The following is a 17603-nucleotide window of genomic DNA, read 5'->3' as shown; positions in this document are numbered from 1 at the left end:
CATGCAAGTCTTATATTGATCACTTATTAACTTGTGTGAATTTTATTGCCAAATCATTAATACTGCCTGCACTTTTTTGAGTAGTTGTGAACAGCCGTCATTAATAGATTGTATCGAGTGGTTTGATAACTAAAAATTAGATTTTTTTTATGGGGTCATTTTGACACGTAATTGGGGGTTGATGTGGGAGTCAGATTCGTCAAATTCTTAAAAAAATTTTCCCTCTCCGACGACGAGTAGCGTCTATAGTCAATTTATTGTTCGCTAATGCTTTTCTAACACATGGAAAGATTCTCACGCGAGCGAGTAGCAAGTGTAGTGGCCCAGGCGTGTAGCTCTGTTTTACGTTAAAAAATGAACAATATTTAATGTGACTTTAAACGGTAGAATGTGTAAAGTGTAGCTTTCAGGAATAGACCCTCATTCGGACAAAGCGTAAACCGGTATTTTCCCCAATGAAAAAGCTACAAATTAATCTCCTGTTCTGTCTAATCTGCCCATTGTTGTTAACCAGCGGTATGGTTATGGCCCAAAAACAAAGTCTGGGCGTATTCGACGGTCATGGCGATATTGGTGCTGTTCTAAAACCAGGCTCTGCCGCCTACAATCCGAAAACGCATGAATATGAGCTTTCCGGCTCTGGTTATAATGTGTGGTTTGACCACGATGAGTTTCATTTTATGTGGAAACGCATGAAAGGGGACTTTATCCTCTATACCCGAGCCGCTCTGGTAGGAAAAGGCGTTGATCCGCACCGGAAAGTAGGCTGGATGGTACGGACAAGCCTCGATGGAAAATCGCCCCACATCAACGCCGTTGAACACGGCGACGGTCTTACATCCCTACAGTTCAGACGAACTGCCGGTGCCAACACAGAAGAGATACGCTCCAAACTAACAGGTGCCGATGTCATTCAACTGGAACGAAAAGGCAATACCTACACCATGCGGGTGGCTAAATTTGGTGAGCCTTTTGTAACCGAACAGGTCGCCGACCTTCCCCTCGGAGATGACGTGTACGTTGGGTTGTTTGTGGGCTCGCACAACAAAGATGTGCTTGAACGGGGTGTTTTTCGCGACGTTCGCATCAGTGTTCCTGCCCATGATGGGCTGGTGCCTTACCGCGATTACCTGGCCAGTAATCTGGAAATTCTGGATGTAACAACCGGTAATCGGCAGGTGATCTATAACGTACCCAAGTCAATTCAGGCACCCAACTGGACACCCGATGGTAAAACGCTGCTCTATAACGGCGATGGGCTGATGTACACCTTTAACCTGGCTAAGCGCAAGCCGTCCGTGCTCAATACGGGCGATGTAAAGAACAACAATAACGACCACGTACTGTCTTTCGACGGAAAAATGCTGGGGCTTAGCAGTGGCGTAAAAGAACTGGGGGGCTCAATCATTTATACCGTGCCTGTTACGGGTGGAGCGCCCAAGCAGATAACGCCTAAAGGACCTTCTTACCTGCACGGCTGGTCGCCGGACCAAAAAACGCTGGTCTTCACCGGCTCCCGCAACAATGAATATGACATATACAGCGTACCATCGGCCGGTGGTCCCGAAGTTCGGTTAACCGAAGCAAAAGGCCTCGATGACGGTCCTGAATATACGCCCGACGGAAAATACATCTATTTTAACTCCAGCCGCAGCGGTACCATGCAGATTTATCGCATGAAACCCGATGGCAGTGAACAGGAAGCCATTACCAATGGCGAATTCCACGATTGGTTTCCCCACATCTCGCCCGATGGCAAATGGATTATCTTCCTGTCTTTTCTGAAAGAGGAAGTCAAGCCGGATGAACACCCGTTTTATAAACATGTGTATCTGCGAATGCTGCCGATTTCGGGGGCGGGGCAACCTAAAGTACTTGCGTACATCTACGGCGGTCAGGGTACGATCAACACCCCTTCGTGGTCGCCGGACAGCAAACGAGTGGCGTTTATCAGCAACACTGCCGAGAGCAGTGTCAGCCCAGTCGAAAAGTAAATGACAGTCATAACGGAACAGGCAGACTGAGCCGGTAAAGCAGGGTCGAGAGCCAGCTACCGAAACCGGCTTCGTTTCCGTACTTTTGTGCGATGGAATTACTCCAATTGGAAATGCCTGGAATGGAAATACTTAAAAGTGATCGGCTTACACACCTAAAATATGACATTCGGGGGCCGATTTATGAAAAGTCCCTGGAGCTTGAAAGTCAGGGTTATAAAATAATCAGTCTGAATATTGGCAATCCGGCCACGTTTGGCTTCGACGCCCCCGACGAAATTGTTCATGATATCATTCTGAATATCCGCAATGCACAGGGGTATTCCGATTCGCGTGGATTGTTTGCGGCCCGTAAGGCGGTCATGCACTACACCCAGAATATTGGTTTACCCGGCATTGCCATCAACGATATTTACATTGGCAATGGCGTAAGCGAACTGATCATGCTCTCCATGCAGGCATTGCTGAATGAAGGAGATGAAGTGCTGGTACCCTCGCCCGATTACCCGCTCTGGACGGCCTCTGTGGCTTTCTGTGGCGGTAAGCCTGTACACTACAGCTGCAACGAAGCGGCCGACTGGAATCCTGACCTGGCAGACCTGGAACGTAAAATAACTCCCCGAACGCGGGCCATCGTTGTCATAAACCCGAACAATCCGACAGGTGCCGTGTACGAAAAATCGGTACTGGAGGGAATTGCCCGGATTGCCGAAAAACATAAACTCATTGTCTTCTCCGATGAGATTTATGACCGAATCCTGTACGATGAAGCCATTCATTACCCCATTGCCAAGATGATACACGAAACGCTGTGTATTACCATGGGCGGCTTGTCGAAAAACTACCGGGCGGCCGGTTTCCGGGGCGGCTGGATGATCCTGAGCGGGGCACGTCACCGGGCCAAATCGTACATCGAAGGGCTAACATTACTGGCCAGTATGCGCCTGTGCGCCAACGTACCCACGCAGTTCGCGATTCAGACGGCATTGGGTGGCTACCAGAGCATCAATGATTTGGTCATGCCAACGGGCCGACTGCACAAGCAGATGATGATGGCCTATGAACGCATGATTGCTATTCCGGGTATTAGCTGCGTAAAGCCCAAAGGAGCACTGTATATTTTTCCGAAAATAGATTTAACCCAGTTCGACCTTATCGACGATAACGATTTTGTCCTAAACTTGCTCATTGAGCAAAAGGTGCTGGTTGTGGCCGGTAATGGGTTTAACTATAGCCAAAATGACCATTTTCGTATTGTCTGTTTGCCAACACTCGATGAATTGACCGTGGCCATGGACCGTATTGAAAACTTCCTCGAAAGCAGACGGAAATAACACAATACATTCTGGTAGTACTTACACATGAATCATCCCGAATGTTAAGTGAGTGTAAAAGCTCCGCTTACTATTCGGGATGATTCATGTTTGATTAAGTTGTTCAGCGTGCTTTCCTGATGAGGCAGTTCGTTCGGCTTGAGCCCTGGACTGGGATGTAATGATGATTCCGTGACAATAAGTCCCCTTACTCTATTTATGATAGCTTGCCTGCGAAGTGGTTCTTAAGAACCCGTCAGCGATCGGAAAGGAAACAATTCGTTTGTCAAACGAGTAACAGTTGTGTCAGCTGTTCTGGCGGTTCCCGAAGCGGTGAAAGCCGTACGGAAGTTGTTAAACCGGCAAAGCTTATTAATTTACCCACGTTGATTCGTATTCAATAAAAAGCCAAACCTTATGGGCACGTATTATGATCCGGCGGATCTTAAAAAATTTGGTAATATCGGTGAGTTTCAGAAAGAGCTAGCCGATAAATTTTTCTCGTATTATGGGTCTGTATTTGCAGAAGGTGCCCTGACAGCCCGTGAGAAATCACTGATTGCCCTGGCAGTAGCCCATACGGTGCAATGTCCTTATTGCATCGATGCTTATACAACCGATACGCTGGAGAAAGGATGTTCGGAAGCGGAAATGATGGAAGCTGTTCACGTGGCGGCCGCTATTCGGGGTGGTTCGTCGCTGGTTCACGGCGTTCAGATGATGAACAAAGCAAAGGAACTGTCGATGTAAGGTAATCAAAGAGTGAATGAGTGAAAGTCAAAGCACAATTCACTCGTTCGCTCTTTCACTTTTTTACTTGATGAAATCACTCAAAGCCAGTGGGCACAACCTAGCCGATTCTGCTCGGCAACTGCAATCGTTACAGGATAAAGTGGCCGAAACGCTGCAACTTCCCCGGTTTAGCCAGAAATTGGAAGCAGTCGGTTTATTTCCCCTTCGCCCGGTTGAACTGGCTGTATTTCAGGTCAACATGGGCAAAATGTGCAATCAGGTGTGTCGCCATTGCCACGTCGATGCCGGACCAGATCGCCGGGAAATTATGACCAGGGAAACGATGCAACAATGTCTCGATACCCTGGCTAAAACGTCCATTCCAACGGTCGACCTAACCGGAGGAGCCCCTGAAATGAATCCGCATTTTCGCTGGTTCGTAGAAGAGATTCGGAAACTGAACCGACATGTGATCGTACGCTGTAACCTGACAATAATCCTGGCGAACCCCAAATACCACGATCTGCCCGATTTTTATCGTCAGCATCAGCTCGAAGTAGTCAGTTCGCTGCCGTTTTATAATGCGGACAAAACGGATCGTCAGCGCGGGAAAGGGGTGTTTGATGATTCCATCAAAGCGTTACGCATGTTAAATGCCGTTGGCTACGGCCAGCCTGATTCGGAGCTGCTTTTAAATTTGGTTTATAATCCGGCCGGGGCGTTTCTGCCGGGTTCGCAGGAAGGGTTAAAGCGCCAGTTCAAGCGGGTACTTCAGGATGAGTTCGAGATTGTCTTCAACGATTTGTATGCCATCACGAACGTTCCGATCAGCCGTTATCTGAATTTCCTGATTACGTCGGGCAATTACGATGGATACATGGAAAAGCTGATTAACGCCTTCAATCCGGCAGCGGCCTTGGGCGTTATGTGCCGCAATACGATTTCGGTTGGCTGGGACGGCTTCCTCTACGACTGCGATTTTAATCAGATGCTGGATCTGAAAGTAGCCAGCCCGGTGCAGCACATTCGGGAGTTTGATGCAGAAGCCCTAAGTCAACGGGCAGTAGTGGTCAATGAGCATTGTTATGGCTGTACGGCCGGGGCCGGGTCGAGCTGTGGAGGTACCACCGCATGACGGCCTTCGACCTCATTGTTATTGGTGCTGGTTCGGGCGGGCTTAGCATTGGGTTATCCATGCATGAGCTGGGTTTCCGGGTGCTCCTTATCGAAAAAGAAGAGCAGGCCATTGGGGGCGAATGCCTGAACACGGGCTGCGTACCCAGCAAGGCCCTGATTCACGTTACTCGCCTGATTCAGGAAGCCAGACGAGCCGAGGCATTTGGAATGCATGCATCTGGCAAGCCCGATTTCGAGCGCGTTAAGCAGTACATCAACGAGCGCATTGAACACATCCGAAGCCACGAAAACGCCGATTATTTCCGCCATCAGGGAATGGGTGTCGTGATTGGGACCGCACATTTTACCGGCCCAAATTCAGTAGCCGTTTCCGGACAGGTGTACACGGCTAAACGAATCGTGATCGCTACGGGCTCTCAACCAATAGAACTTCAGGTTCCGGGTGTTGAGCAGGTTAAGTGGTACGATAATCGCACCATTTTTTCCATGCCCACACTACCGGCCCGATTGCTGGTGGTAGGTGGCGGCCCGATTGCCGTGGAACTAAGTCAGGCGTTTCACCGGCTGGGTTCGCAGGTAACGGTGGTCCAGGCGGGTGATGGCATTCTGGAAAAAGAATCGCCGGAGGTGTCCCGTTTGTTGCTGGAGCGCCTTTCGCTGGAGGGCATCGCCTTTCGGCTACAAACCAAATTGATCAACTTTCCGTCGGCACACACAGCCACTTTGGAAAATAAATCCGGTCAGCAAAGTCAGCTTGACTTCGATGCCGTGCTGGTTGCCATTGGACGGCAAATCGACGTAACGGGACTACAGCCCGAAGCGGCTGGTATCCAAACCGAATCGGGGCGGCTCAAGCTGGATGCCCATTTGCGAACCACGAATCCGCGCGTATACGCCATCGGTGACGTAACGGGTCAATTATATTTCTCGCACACGCCCGAAATGCAGGCCCCGATTCTGATCAATAATTTCCTGTCGCCGTTCAAGCAGAAAGTGGATTACCGAAACTTTTCCTGGGTCACCTTTACCGATCCGGAAGTGGCTACGTTTGGCCTGACCGAAGCCCAGTTGCAGCAACAGGGAATCCGCTACGAAAAGATCGTTTATGCGTTTACCGAAGATGACCGGGCGGTGGTCGATGACTACACGTATGGCAAACTTTGGCTGTATTTGTCGCCGGGGCGCAGTTTACTAAGCAAACGCAAACTATTGGGTGGCAGTGTGGTGGCTCCGCAGGCCGGAGAGATGATTCAGGATCTGATTATGGCCAATACCTTCGACTTGGGCGCTGGCGCCATCCGACAGAAAATTTATCCGTACCCGGTGGCTTCACGTGTGAGCAAAATGGCCTTACTTGACCAACTCAAACGAGAGATTCCAGCTTGGGCCAAGGCGATTCTTCGCCGGTTGTATTAAATTTATTAAATACATCGGACCGATCAGTAGCTGGTACTTGACCTTTACAACGGCTTTGCCCCCTTTTTTAAACAGTATGCGATTTTTCGAGAGTCGGTTTGTCATGGCTAGTCAGCACGGCGTCGTATCCCCGTCGTATCGTTTCAAAATCCTGGGTCTTATAGTCGATCAGCACGTCGTCAATACTCACACCCGCTATCCCTTTGGTATTATAGAGGGAACGGCCGTTTCCAGGATTAACTGTTTGGTTTCTTATGCCTTCGTCAGCATCGGCCTGTTCATTACGATTAAAATATACATAAAGGTACATTTAGTAAACAAGGAAATTTTTTCTTTGACAGCGTGTCAACCCGTACCGGTTGTCGCAGTTACTGCGTTTTCAATCGTTGATGGTGCTGAAGCTCCAGTGGTTCCCAAAATAATGATCAGATGAAATTAGTTATCTTTCCGACATGGGTCAAATCGTTAAACCGTTTGTGCTGTTGAAAGCCGATCTCACAACACTCGACCAACTCGCATTACCTGCTCATGTCTAAAAAAACTTATTTCTTTCTAATCCTGATTTTGGGAAGCCTAACGGCGCTGGGTCCGTTCTCCATTGATATGTATTTGCCTGGCTTTCCCGCTATTGCCAAAGACTTGCACACAACGGCGGCCAAAGTTTCTCTCTCCTTATCTGGCTATTTTATTGGTATTTCGCTGGGTCAACTCCTGTATGGACCCTTGCTGGACCGTTTTGGCCGCAAACCTCCCTTGTACGTCGGGCTGATTGTGTACATCCTGGCCTCGGCCGGTTGCGCCCTCGCGACCCGCATTGACGGCTTAATCCTCATGCGGGTTATTCAGGCTATTGGCAGCTGTGCAGCCGCAGTGGCGTCGGTGGCCATGGTACGGGACTTGTTTCCGGTGAAGGACAATGCCAAGGTGTTCTCACTTTTATTACTGGTGGTGGGCGCTTCGCCCATGATCGCCCCCACTGTTGGTGGGTATGTGACCACTGCCTGGGGATGGCAAGCCGTATTTATCATCCTGATGGGAATGGGGGTGGCTATTTTACTAGCTGTTTTCTTCTGGCTACCGGCCAGTTATGTGCCCGATAGGTCGATCTCGCTGAAGCCCCGTCCCATTTTGCGCAACTTCTGGCAGGTGTTGAGGGAACCCCAATTCTACACATATACCTTCACGGGGGCGATCGCTTTTTCGGGACTCTTTGCCTATGTTTCGGGCTCACCGATTCTGTTTATGGAGGTCTTTCATACCACCGGAAAAGAATACGGCTGGATCTTCGCCTTTCTTTCCGTTGGCTTCATTGGCTCCAGTCAGATTAACACCCTGCTGTTGCGTAACTACAAGAGTGAGCAAATTGTCTTCGCAGCCTTGATTGGTCAGGTGCTGATTGCTTTGCTATTTCTCGCAGTGGCGCTAAGTGGTTGGCTCACGCTCCTTCTCACGCTTGTCTTCCTATTCCTCTTCTTGTGTTGCATTGGTTTTACTAACCCCAATGCGGCCGCTCTATCGCTGGCTCCCTTTACCAGAAATGGCGGCAGTGCTTCTGCGTTGATGGGTGCCGTGCAAATGGGCATGGGTACGTTGATCTCGGTGATCATGAGTCTGTTCGAAGTACCTTCAGCCCTACCCATGGTGATTGCGATGGCGTGCTCTTCCAGCCTTGCCCTGCTGGTATTAGTAACTGGAAGAAAGCAGATAATTGCTCCGGTTGATGTTCGTGCAGAATCGGAGGGAGCACTCCTGCATTAGGTAGTTTTTATAAAAATAGTTAGTACCTGGCGTAAAATATTTCACAAAAAATCCGGTTACAATAAGGCCTTTGGGTTGAAATTTATTAATCCTCAAATAGGGTTAACTGTATACATTTCATAATAATATAGCTTATTTTTTCTCAGCGAATAGTTTACTAATCTCTTTAAAAATAGAGGTAAATAGCGTAGCGAGCGTACCTGAATTAGCTGCTTTTTATCAAAATTTAGAGCGAGTATAATTTGCGCTACCTGTTTAATTGCAAATTTTCTTATTCACTCTTTGATAAGAGTAATCGGGTCGTCAACCGGTACAATGCCGATTTTGAGACACAAAAAATCAATGCCGGAGCAGCCCGATTGGGCGACGTAGCGAACCCGACCAGGTGCATTAAGACAGTAAATTTGGCTATGTATAATAAATTATAGCCTGTCCCTCCGGCAGCATCTCCAATCAATTCATCTCAGACACGTATTATTTCAACAGATTGGAGCATCTTAATGGAAGATACGCTTCAATACATTCTGGTTTAAGGAATGGAAAAATAGCTTTACGGGAGCCAACCGTAGGCGGAATGTTAACGATCACAAAGACGTGATCGATTGTTACACGCAACATATAATCTGTCAAAAACCCCTTATTTGGCTTAGAATGACACTTTATGTGATTCATTTTACAACTATGTAACATAGCCAATTGAATCTGTAACACGACTTTAGCACTTATTGCACTATGCTAATATATTTTTGACCTCGGTTAGCGAATGAAACAAACGACCGACAGAATTAAATAAGCTAATAAGAAGATATTATTAAATAATACCACTTCAGTCTGGCTTGAAAATCCTAATTTCCAATAGCCTGTTTAGTCAATTTCAGCTGAAAATAGACTGTCAAATGCGGCTGGTTAAAATGAAACAAAACAAAGGAAAATTAGAATCTACAAAAACGATTAACTGCACATAAAAAAAAGACCTGATTCCCCAAGATTTTAAATTTACTAACCTCCTAAACCCCTAACTACTTCATGAGAATTTCCACTGATCAGAATGCATTCATCGGAAAGGTGAAGTGCAAAAAAAGAAAAACGAATACAACTGTCCAGTTGAGGTGTTTTTGTCAATAATGTGAATCAACGAAAGCGAAATGGTTAAATCTATACCTGGCTCAGGCCGATTTACAAAAAGCGGAATGAACGTTAACCGATTTATCGGATTTTGGATTGTGTGGACATGCTTATTATTAAGCAGTCAGTCAGTTTTAGCACAGGAAAGCCACACTGTGAAAGGGTTAGTGCTCGACGAAAACCAAAAGCCGTTATTTGGTGCCTATGTGATCCTGAAGAATACCACAACCGGCACGACAACGGATGTCAATGGCGAATTTACGCTGAAAGTACCCGCAGGGAAGCAAACGCTGGCTGTCTCTTATCTTGGATCGAAGCCACAGGACATAACGGTGGAAAAGGGAGGCAACGTTAAGGTTGTACTCTCGGGAGGTGACATCACCCTGGGCGAGACCGTCGTGGTGGGCTATGCGCAGCAAAAAAAGCAAAGTGTTGTTGGCGCCATCTCGCAAACCACCGGCAAAGTGCTCGAACGGGCGGGTGGCGTATATAGCGTAGGGTCTGCCCTGACCGGTAACGTGCCGGGAGTTATTACCACCTCCAGCACCGGTATGCCCGGCGAAGAAGATCCCCGCATCCTGATTCGGGGACTGAGTTCCTGGAATAACAGCTCTCCGCTCATTCTGGTCGACGGGATTGAGCGCCCCATGAACAGCGTGGACATTTCCTCGATCGAAACGATTTCTGTGTTGAAAGATGCGTCGGCAACGGCCGTTTTCGGGGTGAAGGGTGCCAACGGCGTTATTCTGATCACCACCAAACGGGGGAAGGAAGGCAAAGCGAATATCAACATACGGGCCGATTATACCCTGAAGGCTCCGTCGACCCTACCCAACAAGTACGATTCCTACGACGCCCGACGCATCCGTAACCAGGTCATCGAGAACGAATTAGGGCTGGAGTCAGCGGGCTGGGGAACCTACACGCCCTACGATATTCTGATGAAATACCGGAACCCGGCCAACCTGGCCGAAGCAGAACGCTACCCTAATGTAAACTGGGCCAGAGAGATGTTCAAGCCGGTTACCCAAACCTACAGCGCTAACCTCAACGTGTCGGGGGGTACGTCGTTTGTGAAGTATTTCGCATCGGCCGACTTCCTGATGGATGGCGATATTTTCAAGGAGTGGGACAACAACCGGGGGTATCAGGCGGGCTACGGATTCAACCGGATCAACGTCCGGACAAACCTCGATTTTCAGCTGACGCCCACGACCTTGCTGGTCACGAACCTGTCCAGCTCAAACGGCGTCAAAAAGAGTCCCTGGGGGGCTACCGGTGGCGAATACGACATGTGGCAGGGTGCCTATGGCGTAGCACCCGATGCCATGCTGCCCCGCTATTCAGACGGTACCTGGGGCTATTATGCGCAGGACCCCGTGGCGGCTACCAACTCCATTCTGAACCTGGCCCGCAGTGGTATCATGAAGCGAACCACCAGCCGGATCACCACGGATTTTACGCTGAATCAGGATTTGAAGTCGATTGCCAAAGGCCTGAGTACGTCGGGCACCATCTCTTGGGATAATAGCTTTGTGGAGAGCCAGCGGGGTATCAACGACCTGTACAACGATCCACAGACGAAATGGATCGACCCCGCCACGGGGGAGTCGCGCTACCGCTTCACGTACGATGCCGCCAACATGTTCGACTTCCAGGAGGCTATCCGGTGGGCACCACAGGCGGGCACGATGGACAACGGGGCTACTTACCGGCGGTTATTTTACCAGCTAAAACTGAATTACAACAGAACCTGGAACAAGCATACGGGATCGGCCATGGGCCTGTTCAGCCGCGAAGACCGGGCGTCGGGCAGCGAGATTCCCAATTATCGGGAAGACTGGGTATTCCGTACCACCTACGACTATGCCGGGAAGTACTTCGCCGAAGTCAACGGGGCGTATAACGGTTCCGAAAAGTTTGGTAAAGACAACCGTTTTCACTTTTTCTCGTCGGGTGCGGTGGGCTGGTTGCTGTCGGAAGAGACATTCTTCAAGCAGGCCAAGTTTCTGGATCTGCTGAAACTGCGGGTATCCTACGGAAAGATCGGGGATGACAACATCAACCAGCGATGGCTTTATATGACCCAGTGGGGCTACGACGGCCAGGCAAAAATTGGTGAGAACAACTCGGATGTCAGCCCCTACGTCTGGTATCGGGAATCATCGGTGGGTAATCCGTCGGTACACTGGGAAACGGTAACGAAAACGAACCTGGGAGCCGATTTCTCCCTGTTCAACGGGACGGTTTCGGGTAGTGCGGATTACTTCAACGACTACCGCACGGATATTCTTATTGCCGGTGGGTCACGGGCCATTCCGTCGTACTACGGCACCAATGCCCCCGTTGCCAACCTGGGTAAAGTGCGCGTGAAAGGCTATGAACTGGAACTGAAGGTGAACCACCAGCTGACCAACGGCATCCGGCTCTGGGCCAACGCAAACATGACCCATGCCAAAGACCGGATCATCGAAGCGGACAACCCGAGCCTGCTGCCTGACTACCGCAAGAGCGAGGGCAAACAGATCGGACAGACCTATTCGTACGTTAGCCACGGCTACTACAACAACTGGGATGAGCTGTATGGCAGCACCGAGCAGAACACCAACGACCGGCAAAAGCTGCCGGGCAATTTCCAGATCGTCGACTACAACGGCGATGGCAAGATCGACACCTACGACAACATCCCGTACGGCTTTCCCGAGCGGCCGCAGAATACCTACAACGCAACGCTTGGTTTTGAGTGGAAAGGATTCAGCGCCTTCGCGCAGTTCTACGGCGTTAACAACGTAACCCGTCAGGTCGTGTTCACCAGCTTTGGCTCCCGGATGAATACTGTTTATAATCAGGGCGAGTACTGGACGAAAGACAACCCAACGGCGAATTCACCACTGCCCCGCTTGATGACGGCCACCGACCCATCGACCTACGGCAACTTCTACATGTACGATGGCTCTTACGTGCGCCTGAAAAACGCCGAGGTCGCCTACACCTTCAACCGGGGCTGGATCGAACGGTTCGGGCTGCGCACGCTGCGGATCTACGCCAACGGGAACAACCTCTGGCTCTGGACCAAGATGCCCGACGACCGCGAATCGAACTTCGCGGGTACGGGCTGGGCCTCTCAGGGCGCTTACCCGACAGTGAAGCGGTACAATTTCGGCATTAACATTACTCTGTAACACACAGCTGACAAATGAAACTATTTAGAAAAACGATTAGCTGGTTCGGATTGGCAGCAATGCTCTTTATGTTGCCTTCGTGCAGCGAATATCTGGACAGACAGAATCAGTCAACGGTTTCACCAACCGATGCCTTCAAAAACTTTGTCAATTTTCAGGGCTTCGTGGAGGAGCTATACTACTGCATTCCGGAAACGTCGAAGTTCTACTGGCAAAGCTCGTTCAACTGGGGCGAAGACGAGATCATTGTGGCGGGTGCTACCTGGTTTTACGGCTACAAGATCGACAACGGCGATTTCTGGGGCTGGCAGCGTGAAAACGACGGCTGGGGCTCGGGCTGGATGGACGGCCCCGGCAATACCCTCGACCGCGGCAACCGCTTCAACAAACGGTTCTGGCCGCTGGCCTGGTACGGAATCCGGAAAGCCAACATGGGTCTTGAAAACATAGACCGGCTCACGGATGCAACGCAGGAAGAGAAGAATTTAATCAAAGGGCAGATGCTCTTTTTTCGGGGTTGGTTTCACTTCCAGCTGATGACCTACTTCGGTGGGCTGCCTTATATCGACAAGGTACTGCCAGCCGATCAAAAGCTCGACCTGCCCCGCCTGACGTATCAGGAAACGGCGCTTCGGGCGGCCGAAGATTTCAAGGCGGCTGCTGAACTGCTGCCCATTAACTGGGACGAAACCGACGCGGGCAAACGGACATTGGGCAAAAACCAACTGCGCATCAACAAGATCATGGCGTTGGGGTATCTCGGCAAAAACTACCTCTATGCCGCCAGTCCACTAATGAACTGGTCTTCGACCGGCAGCAAAACGTATGATGCGGAGCTGAGCAAAAAGTCGGCGGAGGCTTTTGCTACGCTGCTCCAGTTGAGCGAGACGGGCAAGACGGCCCATAAACTGGCGAATTTCTCGGAGATGTCGAGCGTTTACTACACCCTGAACCAGGGCATGCGCATTCCCGGATTCCCGGAAGCCATTATGCAGTCGCCTGCTTACGATGGCGGTGCTACCCGCTGGGGCCTCAACGAACAGTATGTTGCCGGAGTGCTGTTCAACGGCGGGAGCACCTGCTTTTCGCCAACGGCCAACTACGTAAACCATTACGGCATGGCTAACGGACTCCCCATCAAGAATGCCGAGCAGGCTGATTCGGAGTCGGGCTATGATCCTACCGATCCGTGGAAAGGCCGCGATCCCCGTTTTTACAAAGACATTATCTACGATGGCGTAAAAATGATTCAGGGTATTTCGGCCACCCGCGAAGCACACCGCTATGCCAACCTGTACACAAAAGGCAGCTATCGCGACGAGAACAACGGCAGCCGCACGGGTTACCTGAACGGCAAGTTCATTCCCCGGACTACGAACTACGACGACAACGGCCACAACCAGTCGCACTTTATCCACTTGAGCTATATGCGTCTGGCCGATGTGTACCTGATGTATGCCGAGGCCGCTCTGCACGGGTACGGGTCGCCAGCGGGTGGCTTCCCCGGCTACATTTCGGCTCAGGAGGCCGTCAATAAAATCCGTCGCCGGGCGGGTGTGGCCGATGTGAACGCCAAGTTCCTGGGCTCGAAGGACGCTTTCATGGGCGAACTGATTCGGGAACGCGCCGTAGAGCTGGCTTTCGAAGGGCACCGCTTCAACGACCTGCGTCGCTGGTTGTTGCTGACCGAGCGGCCGTATACGCTGAAAACCGCCCACGATTTTGATCGGGCACCCGGCGGGAAGGTCGCCAACCTGAAAGAGCGCGTCATTCTGGAGCGTCGTTTCAACAGCAAGCACTACTGGCTACCTCTCAAGGTTGTCGACGTGAGCATGTATCTGGCTTTTCCACAAAATCCAGGCTGGTAAACCGAGGGCTTGACCGCCTGATTGTCGAAAACTTTTCTAAGCCGAGCCTAACCGCCAAATGTCTTCTGCGTGCTCCCCAAACGGTAGCACCCCGGGCCCTGCCATGTCTGCAAGCACGCATGGCGGCCCCAACAGCAGGTGATTTCGGTCTGGTTATCAAATCAGAATCATGAAACATATAGTTTTTACTACTAAAATATGTGCCCTTCTGACCCTGTCCACGCTGGGGGCAATGGCACAGACCAACCCGAATGTCGAAGCCAGGTCATCGGCCGAGAGCAATCAGCCCTCCGTAGCCGCAGCCGATACGAACAGGCAGGAGATCGTTCCGGCCGGGATCGAGGATAGGGCCAGCCTGGTCAATGTGGCCTTTCGAACGGTGTCCAGAAAAGACCTACCGGGTGGGGTGTCGGCGATCAATCTGCCCGCCCTGTTGCAAAAGAACTACACCACCGGCGCACTGGACAACCTGAGTGCGTTTGTTGGCGGATTCAACGGCAACAACATCTGGGGCATGGGTGAGTACCTGGTCCTGATCGACGGGGTACCCCGCAGCGCCACTACGGATATTCACCCGACAGAAATTGAGCAGATCACCGTATTGAAAGGGGTGGCAGCGCTGGCACTTTACGGCAGCCGGGCAGCCAAGGGGGTTATCCAGATTACCACCAAACGGGGCGTCGCCAATGAAAAACGGATCAACGTCCGGGTCAATACGGGCTTGCACGTACCCAAAGGCTACCCAAATTATCTGGGCTCTGCCGAGTACATGACGCTGTACAACGAAGCCCGACAGAACGACGGTCTGACTCCTCTGTATAACCAGGAAACCATCTGGAACCACTATGCCGGTACTAATCCATATCGGTACCCGGACGTTAATTATTACTCGCCCGAGTACCTCCGGAAAGCCTACAACCGGACGGATGCCATCACCGAAATATCCGGCGGCAACTCCCGGGCCCGGTTTTACACCAACATCGGGTTTACTCATTCAAACTCGTTGCTCAAAATTGGCGAAGCGCAAAACGATAACAACACCCGCCTGAACGTTCGCGGAAACATCGACGTACGGCTCAACGATAACATCACGACCTCGATTGATGCATCGGCTATTTTCGGCAACAACCGCTTTGCGCACGGCAACTACTGGACCAATGCCGCTACGTTACGGCCCTACCGCTTCTCACCCCTGATTCCGGTCAGCATGATCGAGGAAAGCGACCAGCCATCGCAGTTGCAGATTCAGAACAGTAACTACCTCATCGACGGTAAATACCTGCTGGGTGGTACGCAGCAGCACCTGACGAACCCCTTTGCCGACATGTATGCGGCCGGGTATAACAAGGGTACCACGCGGCAGTTTCAGTTCACCAACGTGATCAACGTAGACCTGCGCAAGGCGCTGCCCGGTTTGTCATTTGCCAGCCGCATTGGTGTCGATTATTCCACATCTTATAATCTGGCGTTCAATAACCAGTACGCGATCTATGCCCCGACCTGGAACAACTACGCGGGCGATGACCTGATCAGCAGCATGCAGAAGTTTGGCGAAGACCGGAAAAACGGGGCGCAGAATGTGAGCAATAGCTGGCGGCAGCAGACGCTCTTCTTCTCGGGTCAGTTCAATTACCTGACCAAAATCAACGATGTGCACAACATCAGCGCCATACTGGTGGGCACCGGTCACCAGCGTTCCGAAACCAGCGCCTACCACGCCACCCAAAGTCATGTGAACCTTGGGCTGCAACTGGGCTACAATTACCGGCAGAAATATTACCTGGATTTTAGCGGGGCGGTTCTACATTCGGCCAAACTCGCTCCGGGCAACCGGCAGGCATTCTCGCCCACGCTGTCGGCAGGCTGGCGCATCAGCGAAGAGCCCTTTCTGGCAGGTTCGTCCATTGTCAGCAACCTGAAACTAACGGCATCAGCCGGTATTCTGCATACCGATCTCGACATTCCGGGCTACTATCTCTACAAAGGCATCTTTACGCACGCCGACGGAACCTGGTACAGTTGGCGCGATGGCACCCTGACACGGACGACCGATTCGCGCCGTGGTGAGAACAACGATCTTTTCTTCGCCCAGCGTAAAGAGATCAGCGTCGGGGTCGACGGGTCGTTCTTTCAGCAGCTTATTTCGCTGAATGCCAATTTCTTCATCAGCCGGATGAACGGGATCGTAACGCAGGCCGCTACCATCTACCCCAACTACTTCGTGACGGGCTTTCCGCAGAGTTCGTTTATCCCCTACGTGAACTACAACAACGACCAACGCACCGGTCTCGACTTCAACCTAAGCCTGAACAAGCAGCTCGGACAGGTTGCCTGGACGGTCGGGATGGCAGGAACTGTCTACAGTTCGAAAGCCACCAAACGTGCGGAGAATTATGAAAATGCCTACCAGAACCGCGTGGGTAAGCCACTGGATGCCATTTTCGGCCTGCAAAGCAACGGTCTCTTTGTCGACCAGAATGACATTGCCGCTAATGCAACGCAATCGTTTGGTCAGGTCAAACCCGGCGATATCAAGTACATAGATCAGAACGGCGATAACCTAATCGACAGCCGCGATGAGGTGTATCTGGGCCGGGCTGGCTGGAATGGGTCGCCGTTTTCGTTTGGGGTGCATGCAACGGCCCGATGGAAAAACCTGACCGTCTTTGCCATTGCCACCGGCAACCAGGGCGCCTATTCGCAGAAGAACAGTTCGTATTTCTGGATTCGGGGGGATGATAAGTATTCAGCGGCCGTTCGGGATCGCTGGACGCCCGAAACGGCGGCCACGGCAACCTACCCACGGCTCACCAGCCTGAACAACGACAACAACATTCGCACGTCTGACTTCTGGCTCTACCGCAACAACCGGATCAACCTGGCCAAAGTACAGGTGACCTACACGCTTCCGGGCCGGTTGCTACCGGCCAAGTTCATTCGGGATCTGAACCTCTACGCCAGCGGCTCCGACCTGCTGACCATCGCCAAAGAACGGCAGATCATGGAAATGAACATTGGCGGGGCACCCCAGACCCGATTTTTCAACCTGGGCTTAAACGCAGCATTCTAACCAGCTCA

At 51.1% G+C, this 17603-nt stretch carries 10 protein-coding genes; 9 read left to right on the top strand and 1 reads right to left on the bottom strand.

Annotation, left to right across the window (positions count from 1 at the left end; all coding sequences use genetic code 11):
- Window positions 1-455 precede the first annotated feature (455 nt).
- The 5 genes from CRO74_RS09400 to CRO74_RS09380 all read left to right on the top strand — a co-directional run bounded on the left by CRO74_RS09400 (window position 456) and on the right by CRO74_RS09380 (window position 6592).
- Window positions 456-1994 (top strand): TolB family protein, encoded by a 1539-nt coding sequence (locus CRO74_RS09400; protein ID WP_097125691.1) that lies wholly within the window; start codon window positions 456-458, stop codon window positions 1992-1994.
- Window positions 1995-2116: 122 nt separating this feature from the next.
- Entirely contained in the window at window positions 2117-3328 is a 1212-nt protein-coding gene (locus CRO74_RS09395) for a pyridoxal phosphate-dependent aminotransferase (protein WP_097125690.1), read from the top strand.
- A gap of 396 nt (window positions 3329-3724) precedes the next feature.
- Window positions 3725-4057, top strand: a complete 333-nt coding sequence (locus tag CRO74_RS09390; protein ID WP_097125689.1) for an arsenosugar biosynthesis-associated peroxidase-like protein — start codon at window positions 3725-3727, stop codon at window positions 4055-4057.
- A gap of 70 nt (window positions 4058-4127) precedes the next feature.
- Complete coding sequence (arsS, locus tag CRO74_RS09385) at window positions 4128-5174, top strand: arsenosugar biosynthesis radical SAM (seleno)protein ArsS (RefSeq protein ID WP_097126075.1); 1047 nt, start codon at window positions 4128-4130, stop codon at window positions 5172-5174.
- On the top strand, window positions 5171-6592 hold the full coding sequence (locus CRO74_RS09380; protein ID WP_097125688.1) for a dihydrolipoyl dehydrogenase family protein: 1422 nt from the start codon (window positions 5171-5173) through the stop codon (window positions 6590-6592). Before arsS ends, CRO74_RS09380 begins: the two co-directional genes overlap by 4 nt.
- 67 nt (window positions 6593-6659) lie before the next feature.
- Here CRO74_RS09380 and CRO74_RS31920 read toward each other — a convergent pair whose 3' ends face one another.
- A complete protein-coding gene (locus tag CRO74_RS31920; RefSeq protein WP_097125687.1) occupies window positions 6660-6902 on the bottom strand; it encodes an MDR/zinc-dependent alcohol dehydrogenase-like family protein in 243 nt (80 codons plus the stop codon).
- Between the two features lie 218 nt (window positions 6903-7120).
- Here CRO74_RS31920 and CRO74_RS09370 point away from each other — a divergent pair, with 218 nt between their 5' ends.
- The 4 genes from CRO74_RS09370 to CRO74_RS09355 all read left to right on the top strand — a co-directional run bounded on the left by CRO74_RS09370 (window position 7121) and on the right by CRO74_RS09355 (window position 17595).
- Window positions 7121-8350, top strand: coding sequence for a multidrug effflux MFS transporter (locus CRO74_RS09370; RefSeq protein WP_097125686.1), 1230 nt, complete (start codon window positions 7121-7123; stop codon window positions 8348-8350).
- Between the two features lie 1280 nt (window positions 8351-9630).
- Entirely contained in the window at window positions 9631-12657 is a 3027-nt protein-coding gene (locus CRO74_RS09365) for a SusC/RagA family TonB-linked outer membrane protein (protein ID WP_245877790.1), read from the top strand.
- 14 nt (window positions 12658-12671) lie between these two features.
- Entirely contained in the window at window positions 12672-14525 is a 1854-nt protein-coding gene (locus CRO74_RS09360) for a RagB/SusD family nutrient uptake outer membrane protein (RefSeq protein WP_097125685.1), read from the top strand.
- A 169-nt stretch (window positions 14526-14694) separates the two neighbouring features.
- Entirely contained in the window at window positions 14695-17595 is a 2901-nt protein-coding gene (locus tag CRO74_RS09355; RefSeq protein WP_097125684.1) for a SusC/RagA family TonB-linked outer membrane protein, read from the top strand.
- Window positions 17596-17603: the final 8 nt, after the last annotated feature.

Source organism: Spirosoma fluviale, from assembly GCF_900230225.1.
GTDB lineage: Bacteria > Bacteroidota > Bacteroidia > Cytophagales > Spirosomataceae > Spirosoma > Spirosoma fluviale.
Note: the sequence above shows the minus strand (reverse complement) of the source record. Positions and strands in the feature narration are given on the sequence as shown.

What these genes read in the sequence shown, in the direction of transcription:
- CRO74_RS09400 (WP_097125691.1), top strand. Translation starts at nt 456, where the DNA reads ATGAAAAAGCTACAAATTAATCTCCTGTTCTGTCTAATCTGCCCATTG.
- CRO74_RS09395 (WP_097125690.1), top strand. Translation starts at nt 2,117, where the DNA reads ATGGAAATACTTAAAAGTGATCGGCTTACACACCTAAAATATGACATT.
- CRO74_RS09390 (WP_097125689.1), top strand. Translation starts at nt 3,725, where the DNA reads ATGGGCACGTATTATGATCCGGCGGATCTTAAAAAATTTGGTAATATC.
- arsS (WP_097126075.1), top strand. Translation starts at nt 4,128, where the DNA reads ATGAAATCACTCAAAGCCAGTGGGCACAACCTAGCCGATTCTGCTCGG.
- CRO74_RS09380 (WP_097125688.1), top strand. Translation starts at nt 5,171, where the DNA reads ATGACGGCCTTCGACCTCATTGTTATTGGTGCTGGTTCGGGCGGGCTT.
- CRO74_RS31920 (WP_097125687.1), bottom strand. Translation starts at nt 6,902, where the DNA reads ATGTACCTTTATGTATATTTTAATCGTAATGAACAGGCCGATGCTGAC.
- CRO74_RS09370 (WP_097125686.1), top strand. Translation starts at nt 7,121, where the DNA reads ATGTCTAAAAAAACTTATTTCTTTCTAATCCTGATTTTGGGAAGCCTA.
- CRO74_RS09360 (WP_097125685.1), top strand. Translation starts at nt 12,672, where the DNA reads ATGAAACTATTTAGAAAAACGATTAGCTGGTTCGGATTGGCAGCAATG.
- CRO74_RS09355 (WP_097125684.1), top strand. Translation starts at nt 14,695, where the DNA reads ATGAAACATATAGTTTTTACTACTAAAATATGTGCCCTTCTGACCCTG.